The sequence below is a fragment of the Bradyrhizobium sp. PUT101 genome (assembly GCF_052043945.1).
Taxonomy (GTDB): Bacteria; Pseudomonadota; Alphaproteobacteria; order Rhizobiales; family Xanthobacteraceae; genus Bradyrhizobium.
Window position 1 is genome coordinate 6,984,609 of the sequence record NZ_CP197207.1, and the last position, 14,404, is coordinate 6,999,012.

Sequence of the window (14,404 nt, forward strand, 5' to 3'; positions counted from 1 at the left end):
TAGGGTCAGCCTATGGGTGCAAGAGCCGGACGAATTTGAGGCCTATCAATAACGGTTCAAGCCGATAAATTGTGGCCGACCGTTTTGCACTTGGTATCGGAATCGTGTGCGGGGAGACCGACCATAACTCGTGCCGTTGCCGCTAAGCGAGTTGTTCCGGGGTGCTGCGCCTCAGACGACGCAGGCGAGCGGCGAGATGCGGCGGACAAAGGGCGACAACAACGAAGCGAAGGACAGCTTGCAGGCTCACGCCGTGGAGATCGCGGCGAAAGTGCCAGGCCATGCTCAACATATCGAGCATGCTTGCTCCGTTCCTACGAACGTCTGTCAGCGCGATCAGCCCGCGACGTGCGAAGCAACGCCAAGCCTGGAGCTGGATGGTCTTGCGCAGCTGTGTGTCCTGAACACAAGTCTCCGCAGTGTGCGCGATCAAATCAGCGACCTTGCGTCCGTCGAGCAGAAGCCGTTCCACCCCCAATCGAGCCGTCTCGGAATCGTCGTGATAGGTGTAGGTTGCGCAGGCCTCGTTGACGAGACCGGCCTTGCCGAGAAGCAGCAGCGGCGCCCATGCAGCGACGTCGGCGGTGTGCGGCAGATCGAGCGGGATGCCGCCCCGTTCGCGCAGAAGGGCGGTGCGCATCACCACGCCGCACATATTGACGGTGATCTGGTCAGTGAGGAACGCATTCAGAATCGCTGTGCCGTCCCGAACGCCGGTATCGAGAGTCCGGCTGACGCGCGGGGAACGCGTTTGACCGAGTGAGGCCGCGTGTAAATTGCTTAGGGTAATGACGATCGGAAGTTGCGGGTGTTGGCGAATGAGCGTCACGCATCGCTCGAGCAGCGCCGGCATGATCCTGTCGTCATCGGATACGAAGATGATGTAGTCGCCTCGGGCATTCGCGAGACACGCATTCCAATTCGGGAGCAGGCCGATATTCGTTTCCTGGGTGATGACGCGCAATCGCAGGTCGCCAAACTCGCCCAAGATCTGTGCCGTATCGTCCGGCGAGGCGTTGTTCGAGACGAGAACCTCGAAATGAGGGTAGGTCTGCGCCAAGGCAGATGCGATGCATCCTTTCAACAACGCGGCCCTGTTGTATGTAGGAATTGCAATCGTGACGTAAGGATGGTCCGAATTTGCCGAAAGTACGCTCCTCACGGCCCTGTTAGCATGGCTCGCGGGCGAACGCTCCGTGATATTTCCCAAGTGTGTCATGGATTTCGATTGTCAGGCCTGTCGCCGCGGCAACCGCCACGAGAGGCTCGACCCGGTGTTGCTTGGCTTCCGAACGGAAGTGGACTTGCTGTAATGCATGGCCGGCTCCTTCCATGTGCGATATCGTACAAAAGTCATGGACGGCTAACGGCAATGGGCGCGCCCAGCATCATCTAAGATGAAACAGGCATGTCCGAGTTGACGGCTATCAATTCTGCTAGGGTCTCGTAGAGCGGCACTTGCTGGATGGAGGGCGCTCCTCGCGGGCGGTCGCAGCGCAACACGCGGGGGCCGTAAACGGCGCCCCGCGATTTGGTTATGGCCTATCGCCGGAAATTAGTGCTGTGCCGGCAACGAGAGCGTCTGCGAGAGTAAAGTGGTCGTGTCGGTTGCAAGGGGACCACTCGTCACCGCACCGGTAGTGATCGCATCGGTCGCGGTGTACTGGTTCATCAGCGCGACTGCCTGGCTTGCGCTGCTCAGCAGGGACGCCGAGGCAGGGTTTGCCGGCTTAGCAACCAGGGACACATTGTCATAGAGCGCACCAAGCCCGTCACTACCCTGGTTCGCAACCTCGCGGAATGTCAGGCGGTCTTGTCCGCCTGTCCCGGTCACCGTGAAATCATAGTTCTTCCAGTCGGCGTCTGGCGGAACTACCCCAACGACCGAGCCATTCCAGAGGACTTCGATCGAACATGTCGAGTCTGAGAACCCCGGCCGTGATTGTGCGTCGAAGGAAAGAACATATTGCTGACCGGCCACCGTTTTCACGTCCTGGTAAAGTCCATCACGGGCTCCGACATAGTCCAGTTCGCCGTAATTGGCGCCGTCACTTGCTGTCACGCCGTTCAGATCATTCCAGAGCTCGATGGTTCCGCCACTGATGGCGTGCCAGCCTGGAATGGCATCGAAGGCCACCCAGCCGCCGGGCGCCAGCGAAGATGACTCGAAAGACCCGTTCAACAGGAGATTCGTATCCGCAGGCTCCGGTAGCGGAGTGGTTGGTGCCGCTGTGGCGGCGGTGAGCTCGATATTGTCGAAGAGGGCACCCAAACCATCGCTACCTTGGCTGGCCACTTCGCGGAAGGTCAGGCGATCGTTGCTGCCAGTGCCCACGACCTTGAAATCATAGGCGGTCCAGTCGCTGCCAGGTGGAACGGTCGCGATGACCGAGTCATTCCACAACACCTCGATCGAGCAGGTTGCACCGGTGAATCCGGGTCGCGAGCGTGCATCGAAGGACAGTTGGTAAACTTGTCCCGCGACGGTCTTTACGTCCTGGTAGAATCCATCTTGAGCACCGAGATAGTCGAGCTCGCCAAAATTGCCACCATCGCTCGCCCTGACTCCATTGAGATTGTTCCAGAGCTCTATCGTGCCGCCGGAGATCGCGGTCCAGCCCGAAATCGACTTGTAAGCTCCCCAGCGGCCGTCACCGAGGGGCGACGAGTCCGTCGTCTCGAACGACCCATTGACCAGCAAGTTCTTTCCGTTTGCCGGCGGTGAGATGACGGGCGCGCTCACCGTCACATTCAGGGCATCAGATTTCGTGCTGACATTGCCTGCAGCATCGGTGGCCATCGCAGCAAACGCGTGGTTCCCGACAGCCAACTGGGCCGTTGTCAGGCTCCAGGCGCCCCCTGCGTTAGCTTGGGTCGTACCTACGACGGTCGTTCCCTCAAGGACCTTGACCGTGCTGCCTGCTTCCGCTGTGCCAGTCAGCGTCAATTGGCTGACGTTGGTCACCTTGTCCCCGACGGTACCAGTATCCGGTGTGAATGCCGTGATCCTGGGTGCTACCGGCGCGAGCGTGTCCACCCGCATGGCAAGAGAGGCCGATTGTGGACTGACCTTGCCTGCAGCGTTTGTGGCGGTCGCGGTGAAGGCATGGTTCCCATCTGCCAATTGGGCGGTGGTCAGGCTCCAAGTGCCACTCGAATTGGCCTTGGTCGTACCGACTACGGTCGAGCCCTCAAATATCTTGATGGTGCTGCCCGCTTCTGCCGTTCCGTTCAACGTCAATTGCTTGGCATTGGTGATCCGGTCTCCGACGGTACCCGCATCCGGCGTGATTGCGACTATCTTGGGCGATGCCGGTGCTAACGTGTCAGGAGACTCGACTGGAGGCGGTTGAGTGGACCCAAGCAGCGGCGGCGGCAAGTTTGCCTGGAACGCCGAAGTGCTCATGGAATAGTAACCGATCGTCTTCCATTGGGTCGATAGCTCAACCCAGTTGCTGCTTCCAACACCCGGATTGTTGCTGTGGTCGTTAAGATACGGCGCTGACGCGTCGCGCCACCAGTCCACGCCAACCATACCCACCAGCTTCGCGTTGGGGTCGGTCTGCCTCATGTCCATCTGGACGTAAACGCCGTCGACCGTACCAGCCGCATAGGTCCCACGCGATCCATACCAGAAATGATCGTTGTATCCGGCCGAAGGCGCATCAAAGCTCACCGCTCCGTTCGATAGGGAAGTCACCTTCATCGGGTAACCTGAGTTACCGCTGAAATCAGGGACGAAATGTCCGCCTCCGATTCCCAGCTTTGACTGGTCCTGAACCAGCAACCACTGGCCGGTCTCCTTGATATGGACGTAGGTTTTTGCGTTCGCGACTTCGATGTCGGCATTTGGGGACGCGGGAGCCCCTTCCTCCGTATAGACTTGCCCCCAACCTTCGACCGCCGTGAAGCCGGCAGGCGGGGTCAACAGTCCATCAGGATTCCAACCCTTGTACCAATTGTAGCTGTGCGGAACACCGGAAGGATAACCCTCGCTCTGCCCAAGCGTGTTCTGTTTGATCAGCTCTGATAACGAAATCCCCATTGCACCTTTCCTAGTCGTTCGAATGTGTGATGTGAGATGACTGTGTTGTGAGACAAGCGTTCGACGCCGACCGCGAAGGCGGACAGCCAGAACGCATGCTCGACCTCACGCCGCTCGCCTGCTGCTTCTGCTGATACTCGAGAATTGCAAGAGCTGGGCCGAACGCCCTGCGGCCATCTCTTGCACTACCGAAATCGGACTTACCGAATCACCCTGAGCCTTCCCCGCAAGCATGAACCAAGCCAGAAAAAGTTCAATCGACCGTGTCGCGATGAACTCTTCGCAGCTTCTGTGACTGCACTCACTTATTGCAACCGGTCGTCAGAGACCTGCAAATGTATGCCGGCGCATTTCGCGAGTTCACGCTTGCAACAGAATCTGTCGTCAATGTGATTGATTTGTTGCCGAATGGGGTGGCAGTGAGGCGCTCTCCCATCATTGCCGTCATATGGTCGCGTTTACCTCTCGAGGCAGCAGCAGCCGATGGATCGCCAGCCCTGCTATCGCGAGGAAATATCGGCCGTTCTCGTCTTTCGCGCACTGTGCAGTGGCTACACGTGAGCGCGTTGCGTCCAATTGTCCCGCCTCAGCGAGGCGCATGCAGCCTCTGATATTTGAGACTTCGGGCATCGGAGTGTGGTGGCCAGAATCGGTGCGACGAGAGGTTGCCGCGTCCGCTACCATTGCGCCGCTCACTCTTGAGCATCGTCAACTCGATCGGAAACGTTGGAGCTAAGTGTGAAGAATGGCCTCTCTTCTGTGGTTCGCCGAAAGGGCCTCGATACGAAAGGCATCAGGTGATTGGCTTTCGCGCGCTGGGCAACCGTCCGCTGAACGGTAAATGCGTAAGGTAGATGCCATGCGCAATCGGCCGCCGAGCGACAGGTCCGACGTTGAAAATTGAGGTAATCCGAGATACACCGCGAGATAGCTGACGAAGAGTGCGGCCAGATCCTCTCTGTTGCGGTTCGAGGCGAGCACGGAAGCAACGAACCCGATAAGGCTGAGGAGAAGCAGCCGGCGCGAAAAAGCGATCCGGGTTCGATTGAGGAACAGCGCCACTCCGCACAGGAAGGCGAGAGCCAGCATCCCGCCCGGAGGAGCGGCAGGCGAGGCGGGCCGCCCGCCAACAATGTCACGTAGCGCCAATGCGGTTGCAACGAACAGGACCGCAAACGTCTGAGCAGGGAATATCTGATAACCCGCAGCGTGATGAACGCCAGCAGGCCGTTCTGCTCGAGGCTTCCTGCAACGAGGAGTCCGCTGGGGGAGGGAAGCGGGGACGATGAGCCGGACAACGGGCTTCAACAGGCCATCATAGAACAATTGTTCGGCGGGCAGACCGCAGCAGACTGCGGCTGAGTGACAAAGGATGACGGCGACCGCCAATGAGACGCGCAGGAGATCGAATCCTGCGGGTCGTCTCTTCGCCGCTTCCCACTTGTCACCAATCGACCTCGTCGCGTGCCCGCCAGGGTAGTAGGCGTTCGCCTCGAACTTCGAACATTGGTAGCTCAGATCGGCAAGTTGACGAACGTCAGATCGTCATGGGCGCGAACGCTTGTGATGACGCGGTGCGCGGCATCGACCGACGCCGCTTTGCCGAGTTGACGGTCATCAACTCGGTCGTGCCGCAGCGAACTACGGTTCGAACTGCGCCATCCGAAAATGCATCTGCGCATGTTTCGGTCGGGAACCTAGGACAGGAGATCCCTATGAAGGTTGTTATTCTCGCCGGTGGCTACGGTACGAGATTGAGCGAGCACACTTCGGTGGTCCCGAAGCCGCTGGTTGAAATCGGCGGTCGTCCGATCCTGTGGCATATCATGAAGCTGTATTCCCATCACGGCCTGAACGAGTTCGTCATTTGCTGTGGCTACAAGGGTGCGGTGATCAAAGACTATTTCATGAGCTACTTGTCTCATCAGGGAGACTTCACGATCGACCTTCAGCGCAACCGTATCGAAATGCATCGAAACGGATCGGAGCCCTGGCAGGTGACGCTGGTCGATACCGGAGAGAAGACGATGACCGGCGGACGCATCAAGCGAGTGCGCGAGCATCTCGGGAATTCGACCTTCTGCATGACATACGGCGATGGGGTCGCCGACGTCGACATACGCGCGCTCATCAAGTTCCACCATCAACAGGGCGCCCTGGCGACGGTCACCGCGGTCCAGTTGCCCGGCCGCTTTGGCGCGATCAATCTCTCGTCTGACCGCCCCCGCGCGGCCGGCTTCCGCGAGAAGGACGCGAGCGATGGTCAGGTCATCAACGGTGGTTTCTTCGTCGTCGAACCTCAGGCCCTCGATCTCATCGACGACGACAGCATGAGCTGGGAAAACGAGCCGCTCGCCCGTCTGACCGAGCAGGACCAACTGGCTGTCTACAGGCACCGTGGTTATTGGCAGAACATGGACACCTTGCGCGACAAGGCCGTTCTGCAGGATCTCTGGGATAGTGGAGATCCACCCTGGTGCGTCTGGAACAAGGGCGCTACCGCGAATGAAAGCACCAAGGTACAGTCCCCTGCAATCCCCGATCGGGCAACCCTTTGAGGAGATGAATCAGATGCGCGTTCTCTTCACTGGAGCTGACGGATATATCGGAGCGGTGCTCGGCCCGAGGTTGCTTGAGCAGGGTTACGATGCAATCGGGATCGACACCGGCCTCTACCGCCGCGGCTGGCTGTTCGACGACGGCAGAACACGTCCAATGGTCATGTCGCGCGACACGCGGCAGCTGTCACCGTCTGATTTGGAGGGCTTTGACGCTGTGGTCCACCTGGCGGAGCTCTCTAATGATCCGCTGGGAGAGAATGATCCTGCGATCACGATGGAGATCAACCATCGTGGCTCCGTAGAGTTTGCCCGCAAATGCAAACAGGCGGGCATCGGCCGATTCATCTATGCGTCCTCGTGCAGCATCTATGGAGCGGCGGGCAGCGAGGTGAAATCCGAGACGTCCTCTTGCGAGCCTCAGACGGCCTATGCGCGATGCAAGGTGCTCGTCGAGCGCGACCTCGTCGAACTGACTGACTCCCGGTTCACGCCCGTGCTTCTACGTAACGCCACCGCGTTCGGAGCGTCCCCCCGACAGCGCTTCGATCTCGTCTTGAACAACCTGGCAGGGTGGGCGTTCACAACGGGAAAGATTCGCGTCATGAGCGACGGCACCCCCTGTCGCCCATTGGTCCACATCGAGGACATCTGTCAGGCTATCCTGTGCGCTTTGATCGCGCCACGCGAAGCGGTTTGCGCCGAGGCGTTCAATGTCGGCGATGAAAGTCAGAATTATACGGTGCGAGAGATCGCGGAGATCGTGAACGACACCTTCACCGGTTGCGATCTTTCCTTCGGTCCGAGTGGTCCAGATAATCGCAGCTATCGGGTCTCCTTTGCGAAGATCAAGGCCCACATGCCGAGTTTTCGTTGCCAGTGGAATGCGCAACGTGGTGCGCGACAGTTAAGGGGGGTATTCCAGCGCATCCAACTGGACGAAGCCACCTTCAATGCCGCGCCATTTACGCGCCTGTCAGAGCTTCGCCACCTGCAGCACACCGAGCAGTTGGATCCTCACTTGCGATGGACGCCAATTCCCGAATTCCTTCCGGCGATTGCGCGCACTTAGTGTGCTCTGCGGCGAAAAGGTTCACGTATTTGTCTGCCGACGCCGAGGGAACCATATCGGGCCCATCGGCGCGGCCGCGTCGGGAAACAAATCTTCATAATCAGTTGACTCTTTCCCAACTAAACATAATATTTTCCGCAATGCAGAAGGGAAGGAATACCGAGCAAGGTATCGAATTCATATTGTCGTTTCTTTGTTTCAGACTGCCAACGATGTGAGAGTCCCGGGTAAGAAGTACGGGATTGTTCGGAGATTGAGCAGTGGCTGTCATTCTAATAGTTGATCAGCATAGTGTTTACCGCAGTGGCCTCCGAGATGTGGTGGAGGCCCGTTTTGAGAAGTCCCGCGTCATTGACGCGTCAAAGCTCGAGAATTGCGAGCTTGAGACAAGCATCGATTTGATCCTGATCGACCTTGGTTGTCTCAACCAACGTTCGCTCGCGGTCCTCTCGGAAGTCGTCGACTTGAGGCCCGCAACTCGTATTGCAGTGATGTCGGGTTCGAGCAGCCGTTCGGATGTGTTGAAATGTCTTTCGGCTGGCTTTCATGGATTCTTGCCCAAGCTTCAGTCGGATGAGGAATTGCTGTCCGCGGTCGGCGATCTGCTGTCTGGGCGCATCTATGTTCCGCGATGGTTGGCGGATGATGATGTGAGCCGACCAGAGCCCCCACAGACCGTCAACTTCAATTTGGAGGCTCTGCGATTAACACGCCGGCAGAGCGAAATTCTTCCGCTGCTGGCTCAGGGAATGTCGAACAAAGAGATTGCGCGCGAACTGAGTATCGCGGAAGGAACCAGCAAGATCCATACAGCGGCGCTCCTGCGCGCGCTTTGTGCTCGTAATCGGACGGAGGCGGCCTTTATCGCCGCGAAATTGGTCGGGCCCAGGGACAAGCTGCCTCGCAGAATGACAAGCAAGAGGTTCGCGATGGACGGGGGTAATGGCTCAGGTCCAGGCTCAGAGCCGATCGTTGGTGATCGATGGGCGCCGCCCACGGACAGGTTTGTCTTTCGAAGACCAGCCGGGTGATCGGCGCATTTTCCAACCTGTGCGCGCTTGGCAGTAGAGTCTCGTTTGGCGGCCACCTATTGGAGATGGCTTCCCGGAGGCCGCGTCCCGGTGATGGTGTAAGCTCGGTGCAGCAAAGCCGTTCCCGAGCGCCTGAGATCTCGTCGTTGCGGTTCGGCGGCCTTGTGGTGGACGCTGGAGAGTCACCAGTGGGATCGGATTGCCATACGCCAACGCAACCGAGGCGCCACCGACGATCCGCAGTATCATGGAGCTCCGCACGCGCGCGGATGAACAAGATCAAAAACTTGTCGTCCGGTCGAAGGTGACTGGCCACATCCGTGGTTCGACGTCACATCAGTAGAAGGCACGCCGCCAGGGATGCATCGTCCCGGTGATCGTTGTGGTCGGCGCCAACAGCGGCGGCCGGAGCGAGGTCTCGGCCCACGGAAGTTCGTTCTCCTCGAGGTCCACGTGGCCTTCCTGGCGTTGTCTCGGGGACCTCGCAAGGGCAAGGTTCTTGACGCGAGCTGGCAGCGCTGCTGGGGCAACCTCCTGAGCAACGCTCTGGCGCAGGCGACTGGCTGTGATGGAATTTGTGGGAACCTCTCGTGAGGCTCGCAGCTTCGAAGGATGTCATGCGGCAAGGACAACCGCTCGTCACAAAACGTAACTCTTCCCAATAATCTGACCACAGAAAAGGCGCTTTTACAGCAGGCAGAGTTGATACACGCGTGAGCACGTTTTCCGCGAAGTAGCATGAGTTTTTTGCGCTTTTGAATGCCGCATAGGCAGCGAATAATTTTGACGACTGACGGACTAGTCCAACCGGCTTATGCGGAACCGGCATAATCCTAACGCTTTAGCCTGAATATCCTTCGGATCAAGTAAGCCTACACTTCAGGTATTGGATTACGTCCTGAGGTGATTTCAAATGTTTACAGAATCTACTTTCCTCCAGAATGGTAACCCCCCCTCACAAGTTTATAAATCGAACAAGCTTCCCGATTTTCGACGCCCGTCTACGTCCTTCGTACCTCGCTGCAGAGCTCTCTTTTGGGAGGGAGAGGAAGAAGCTCAGAAGATCGAGATCGTCGAGGGAGTCGTACGGGCAGTCCGCCTTCTCGAGAACGGAAATCGCCAGATCCTCGCTTTCTATTGGCCCGGCGATGTCGTCATGCCGACCCATTCAACCCATCAGCAGTTTACTGCGGAGGCCGTGACAGATTGTCGCGTTATCCGATCGCGGACTTCTGGCGTTTGCCGGAGCGATGAGCCCTGTGGTGCCCATCAGGTCCTGGCAGATACCCTCACCTTGGTGATGACCATGAGCCAGAAGAATTGTGTGGCGCGCATCGCCTGGCTGTTGCTGCGCATTCGCCCACACTTGCCTGCAGACCCCAAGCGTCCTGGCGCACTCCGACTTCAGTTGCCCCGGGCTGATATCGCAGATCACGTCGGAACGTCGCTCGAAACGGTCTGTCGTACGCTGGCCGAGTTCAAGGCGAAGAAGGTCATCGACCTTCCCAATCGCAAGACGATCAAGTTCACCGATCTCGAAGGGCTCGCGCGGATTTCCAACGGGCGAGGACTTGATTAGGCCGATCATGTCTTGAGCATCTCGCCGCGAACCGTTCCTTGTGTTCGCGGCGGGGTCTTTGGATGCCGACGTGATCAGATTTCGGCCATTACAATACAACTCGCCGCGTGCCAGTCCCTGATCGATCAACTGGCTTTCGCTTCGCTTGAACCGCGAACTTTCGCTCTCGGCGTTCCAGCCGAAGTCGAAGTGGCTCGTCGGCGGAACACCGGCGCGACCGGTCGGCCGATCAGATGGGCTTCCGGCCCGTCCTCCAACGCCTTCTGATATACGGCGAATGCGCCGTCGATCGCCTCTATGGTTCGGTCGATGTCATCGTTGCTATGCGAATAGCTTGTGACCAGTGAGGGCGCTAGCACGCCGCGGCGGATCGTCTCCTGGAGAAACAATGTGCGGAAGGTCTGCGATGGCACTCCGTCACGATCACAACAAGCATAGACCATATTGGACGTCCGGCCGACGAGCTTGAAATGCCGGGCTAGTCCGTGGCGCTGCGCGGAGCTTTCGATGCCGGCCTTCAGGCGACTTCCTTGGCGGTGTAGCGTCTCGATGACTGGTTCGTCACGATAGGTGTTCATGACGGCCAGGGCCGCAGCCAAAGCGTGAGTCTCGGCACCGTGTGTTGTCGAAAGCAGGAAGACGCGATCGCGATCATGGTCGAGGCCACCCAGCTCCATGATCTCGCGTCTGCCGAGCAGCGCAGAGATTGCGATGCCGTTGCCCATCGCCTTGCCGAACGTCGATAGGTCGGCCTCAACTCCATGGTGACGTTGGGCGGAGCACTCCGGCCATCGGAAGCCCGTGATCATCTCGTCCATGATCAAGAGAGCGCCGTTCCGATGACAGAGTTCACGCAGCGTGGCGAGATATCCCGGCGCCGGCGGGACCTCTCTTTCGGCTTCGAGGATCAGGGCTGCTACCCGACCCGGATGCTGCGCAAAGAGCGCCTCCGCCGAGGACAGGTCATTGTACCGAAATCCCTGTGTCAGCTGCGCCACGGCCTGGGGAACGCCGGCGTTCATCGGTGTCGCGCCGATCGCCCAGTCGTCGTAAGAGAAGAAGGGCTGATCGGAGCAAAGCGCTATCATGTCCCGGCCCGTGTAAGCTCGGGCAAGCCGGATTGCAGCCGTCGTGGCCGTTGATCCGTCCTTGGTGAACTTTGCCATGTCGGCGCCGGGGACGAGCTCGATCAGGCGTTCGGCGCATCCGACCTCGAGTGCCGATGGTCGTGTAAAGTTTGTGCCTCGAGACAATTGCTCAACTGCGGCTTTCACGACGGCTGGAAAGCCATGGCCCAGCGACACTGCGCGCAGTCCCATTCCGTACTCGATAAATTCGTTGCCGTCGACGTCCCATACATGGCAGCCCAAGCCTCTCGAGATGAAGCCTGGCGCAAGGAGCGGATACTGATCGTCGCCCTTCGCGTAGGTATGTGCTCCGCCCGGGATCGCAGCCCGCGCTCGAAGCCGCAGCTCTCCTGACCTTGCAAAGTTGTCCGGGTTCTCTTCGGAGAAAAAACGCGACCGAATATTCATTGTCAAGTCCCTCTCAACGCGTGATTGATGAAGAATGCCGTTGCGCGCCGCCCGCGCCACATTTGAGGATGCAAGAAGGTTCCCGTATTTGAGGGTTCTCAACTTTGCTATCAGCGGCGACCAGGATTCCAGGCGATCTTTCCAATTGCTGCAGGTGCGCTCGGGCGACGCACAAGAATACTCGACCTTTTGGCGCAGCGCCTGGCTGGACGGACGCAGCGGCCGGGGCGGGGGCATCACACACTGTCCCACAGCATCGTTTGGATGCCACCGTCGCATAGCCGCCGTTATTGAGCTTCGTCAGATTATCGAGCCCCGGTCTGGCTAAGGTGTCGTGAGGTCACGTCACAGATTGAGCGGGCAATGTCTGAATTCGATCAACTCAGGACCGCAAGCTATGCAACCCAGTTCAGGGCCGCGAAAGCTGCGAGCCGAGCTCTCGACTGGCCCGTCCTCGGTATCGCAGTTGCGCTGGTTAGCGTCGTTGCGTGGGACCTGGCCCTGCTGTGGCTTGCCGTCAAGCTTTGTTGGATCGTGTTCCTATAGCAGCCCAGCCATCTCATTCACCGCATGATATTCTCCGAAACAATCCTCGCGGGCGCCTACACCGTGGAGATAGACAGGCATCAGGACAACCGAGGATACTTCGCTCGGGTGTTTTGCGCCGACACATTCCTGGCGCACGGTCTCAAGCCTGCCGTCGCGCAGGCAAGTATCAGCTACAACGCAAAACGCGGTACCCTGCGGGGCCTGCATTTTCAGTATCCGCCCGCGGCAGAAAACAAGTATGTCCGATGCACCAAGGGGGCGGTGGCCGACGTGATCGTCGACCTGCGGCCGGAATCGGCAACCTATTTGCGACATGTCATCGTGAATCTCTCCGCGGACAATGGCCGCGGGCTCTACATACCAGAGCGCTTCGCGCACGGATTCATCACGCTCACTGACGATACGGAGTTGATTTATCTGATCAGCAACTATTACACGCCAGGCGCGGAGGGCGGGTTGCCGCATGATGATCCCTCGCTTGGGATTTCCTGGCCGGCAGAGGTGCGCGTGCTCTCGGATCGTGACAGGGCATGGAAGCCCCACAGCAATATCGGGGACGAATTGAAGGCCCGCATGAATATCGCTGTCCCCACGAGGTCGTAGGTGAGCCCCCACGTTTGGAAAAGCCGAACGTGACTTGACGACCGTCAATAGCTCTGCTCCGACCAACGTTAGCGTGTCGGTGACATCACAGATTGCCACCGGCAGGAGCCATATAATGCTGAAAGAAGCGGCATCCACCCTTAACGTCAAAGCACCAACTGCACGTGCAACGGAGTTGAGCTGTTGTCGCTTCTGCAGTGCGCCTCTTGAACGTGTGTTTATCGATCTCGGAATGTCCCCGTTGGCAAACTCCTATCTTCGGAACGAGAAAGCCAAAGAGGACGAGCGCTTCTTTCCATTACGGGCCTATGTCTGCGGCGAGTGCTTCCTTGTCCAGCTCGAGGAATGGGAGGCGCCGGAGAACATCTTTGGAGACTATGCCTACTTTTCATCCTACAGCGATTCATGGCTGCAGCATGTTAAGTCCTACGTCACGCGAGTCATCGACAGGTTCGGAATCGGGGCGAACAGCAAGGTCGTCGAGATCGCAAGCAACGACGGCTATTTGCTGCAATATTTTGTCGAGGCCGATGTGCCGGTTCTGGGCATCGAGCCGGCTCAGAACGTCGCTGCCGTGGCGCGCGCGAAGGGCATTCCGACGCGTGTGGAATTTTTTGGCGAACGCGCAGCCCGTACCTTGCGACGCGAGGGGCTGCGCGCCGATCTGTTGATTGGAAACAATGTCCTGGCTCACGTGCCAAACTTGAACGACTTCGTCAAAGGCATGAGCCTTCTTCTCGCTGATGCGGGGGTTATCACGATGGAATTCCCCCATCTGATGCGCCTGTTCGACGAATGTCAGATCGACACGATCTATCACGAGCATTTTTCATACTTCTCGTTCATCGCCGTCGAGAAGATCTTTGCAGCACATGGCCTGACGCTGTTTGATGTCGAAGAGTTGCCGACCCATGGTGGTTCGTTGCGAATCTATGCTCAGCACGCCAACAAGGGATGGCATCCGATCTCCCACCGGGTCCTGGATCTCAGGCGTCGCGAAATCGACGCCGGATATGCCAATCTTGATCACTACGACGCGTTCGAAGAGCGCGCCTTGGAAACCAGGCAAAAGCTTCTGTCGTTTCTTGAAGAGGCAAAGCGACAGGGCAAGCGCGTCGTCGGGTACGGCGCCCCTGCCAAGGGCAACACTCTCTTGAACTACTGCGGCATTACCGCGGACCTCATTGAGTATACGGTCGACCGAAACCCGCACAAGCAGGGGTCGTTGTTGCCGGGATCTCACATTCCAATTTTCGAGCCTGAACGCATCAACGTGACAAAGCCGGACTACATACTCATTCTACCCTGGAACCTAAAGCGGGAGATCGTCAGCCAATTGTCGTTCGCCCGCAGCTGGGGAGCTCAGTTCGTGGTGCCGATTCCAGAGCCCAGGATCGTGGATTGAGCCCATAGGATCCAAGGGAGAGGACGC

At 58.4% G+C, this 14,404-nt stretch carries 10 protein-coding genes and 1 pseudogene; 7 read left to right on the forward strand and 4 right to left on the reverse strand.

Annotated elements, in window-relative coordinates:
• Positions 1-142: 142 nt before the first annotated feature.
• The 3 genes from ACSHT2_RS33240 to ACSHT2_RS33250 form a co-directional block, all read right to left on the reverse strand.
• The gene (locus ACSHT2_RS33240; RefSeq protein WP_440639226.1) at positions 143-1,162 is read right to left on the reverse strand and encodes a glycosyltransferase family 2 protein; all 1,020 of its coding nucleotides are present in this window, start codon (positions 1,160-1,162) and stop codon (positions 143-145) included.
• A 393-nt stretch (positions 1,163-1,555) separates the two neighbouring features.
• Positions 1,556-4,045 (reverse strand): Ig-like domain-containing protein, encoded by a 2,490-nt coding sequence (locus ACSHT2_RS33245; protein WP_440639228.1) that lies wholly within the window; start codon positions 4,043-4,045, stop codon positions 1,556-1,558.
• Between the two features lie 732 nt (positions 4,046-4,777).
• Positions 4,778-5,434 (reverse strand): hypothetical protein, encoded by a 657-nt coding sequence (locus ACSHT2_RS33250; RefSeq protein WP_440639229.1) that lies wholly within the window; start codon positions 5,432-5,434, stop codon positions 4,778-4,780.
• Between the two features lie 326 nt (positions 5,435-5,760).
• Here ACSHT2_RS33250 and rfbF point away from each other — a divergent pair, with 326 nt between their 5' ends.
• From rfbF to ACSHT2_RS33275, 5 genes and pseudogenes are all read left to right on the forward strand, one after another.
• Positions 5,761-6,603, forward strand: coding sequence for a glucose-1-phosphate cytidylyltransferase (rfbF, locus tag ACSHT2_RS33255; RefSeq protein ID WP_440642982.1), 843 nt, complete (start codon positions 5,761-5,763; stop codon positions 6,601-6,603).
• 13 nt (positions 6,604-6,616) lie between these two features.
• Positions 6,617-7,675 (forward strand): NAD-dependent epimerase/dehydratase family protein, encoded by a 1,059-nt coding sequence (locus ACSHT2_RS33260; RefSeq protein WP_440639230.1) that lies wholly within the window; start codon positions 6,617-6,619, stop codon positions 7,673-7,675.
• A 260-nt stretch (positions 7,676-7,935) separates the two neighbouring features.
• Positions 7,936-8,706, forward strand: coding sequence for a LuxR C-terminal-related transcriptional regulator (locus tag ACSHT2_RS33265; RefSeq protein ID WP_440639232.1), 771 nt, complete (start codon positions 7,936-7,938; stop codon positions 8,704-8,706).
• A 913-nt stretch (positions 8,707-9,619) separates the two neighbouring features.
• Positions 9,620-9,916, forward strand: a pseudogene (locus tag ACSHT2_RS33270) (hypothetical protein); the annotation flags it as partial.
• Positions 9,917-10,012: 96 nt separating this feature from the next.
• The gene (locus ACSHT2_RS33275; protein WP_440642983.1) at positions 10,013-10,285 is read left to right on the forward strand and encodes a helix-turn-helix domain-containing protein; all 273 of its coding nucleotides are present in this window, start codon (positions 10,013-10,015) and stop codon (positions 10,283-10,285) included.
• Positions 10,286-10,410: 125 nt separating this feature from the next.
• On the opposite strand, the gene ACSHT2_RS33280 is transcribed toward ACSHT2_RS33275, so the two are convergent.
• On the reverse strand, positions 10,411-11,820 hold the full coding sequence (locus ACSHT2_RS33280; RefSeq protein WP_440642984.1) for a glutamate-1-semialdehyde 2,1-aminomutase: 1,410 nt from the start codon (positions 11,818-11,820) through the stop codon (positions 10,411-10,413).
• Between the two features lie 570 nt (positions 11,821-12,390).
• Between ACSHT2_RS33280 and ACSHT2_RS33285 the strand changes: the two genes are divergently transcribed.
• Together ACSHT2_RS33285 and ACSHT2_RS33290 are read left to right on the forward strand one after the other, a co-directional pair.
• The gene (locus tag ACSHT2_RS33285) at positions 12,391-12,972 is read left to right on the forward strand and encodes a dTDP-4-dehydrorhamnose 3,5-epimerase family protein (protein WP_440639233.1); all 582 of its coding nucleotides are present in this window, start codon (positions 12,391-12,393) and stop codon (positions 12,970-12,972) included.
• Between the two features lie 115 nt (positions 12,973-13,087).
• Positions 13,088-14,377, forward strand: a complete 1,290-nt coding sequence (locus ACSHT2_RS33290; RefSeq protein ID WP_440639235.1) for a methyltransferase domain-containing protein — start codon at positions 13,088-13,090, stop codon at positions 14,375-14,377.
• The last annotated feature ends 27 nt before the right edge of the window (positions 14,378-14,404 follow it).

Bases quoted from the DNA above. Each gene is read 5' to 3' on its own strand.
- ACSHT2_RS33245 (WP_440639228.1), bottom strand. From the start codon at position 4,045: ATGGGGATTTCGTTATCAGAGCTGATCAAACAGAACACGCTTGGGCAG.
- rfbF (WP_440642982.1), top strand. From the start codon at position 5,761: ATGAAGGTTGTTATTCTCGCCGGTGGCTACGGTACGAGATTGAGCGAG.
- ACSHT2_RS33260 (WP_440639230.1), top strand. From the start codon at position 6,617: ATGCGCGTTCTCTTCACTGGAGCTGACGGATATATCGGAGCGGTGCTC.
- ACSHT2_RS33275 (WP_440642983.1), top strand. From the start codon at position 10,013: ATGAGCCAGAAGAATTGTGTGGCGCGCATCGCCTGGCTGTTGCTGCGC.
- ACSHT2_RS33280 (WP_440642984.1), bottom strand. From the start codon at position 11,820: ATGAATATTCGGTCGCGTTTTTTCTCCGAAGAGAACCCGGACAACTTT.
- ACSHT2_RS33285 (WP_440639233.1), top strand. From the start codon at position 12,391: ATGATATTCTCCGAAACAATCCTCGCGGGCGCCTACACCGTGGAGATA.
- ACSHT2_RS33290 (WP_440639235.1), top strand. From the start codon at position 13,088: ATGCTGAAAGAAGCGGCATCCACCCTTAACGTCAAAGCACCAACTGCA.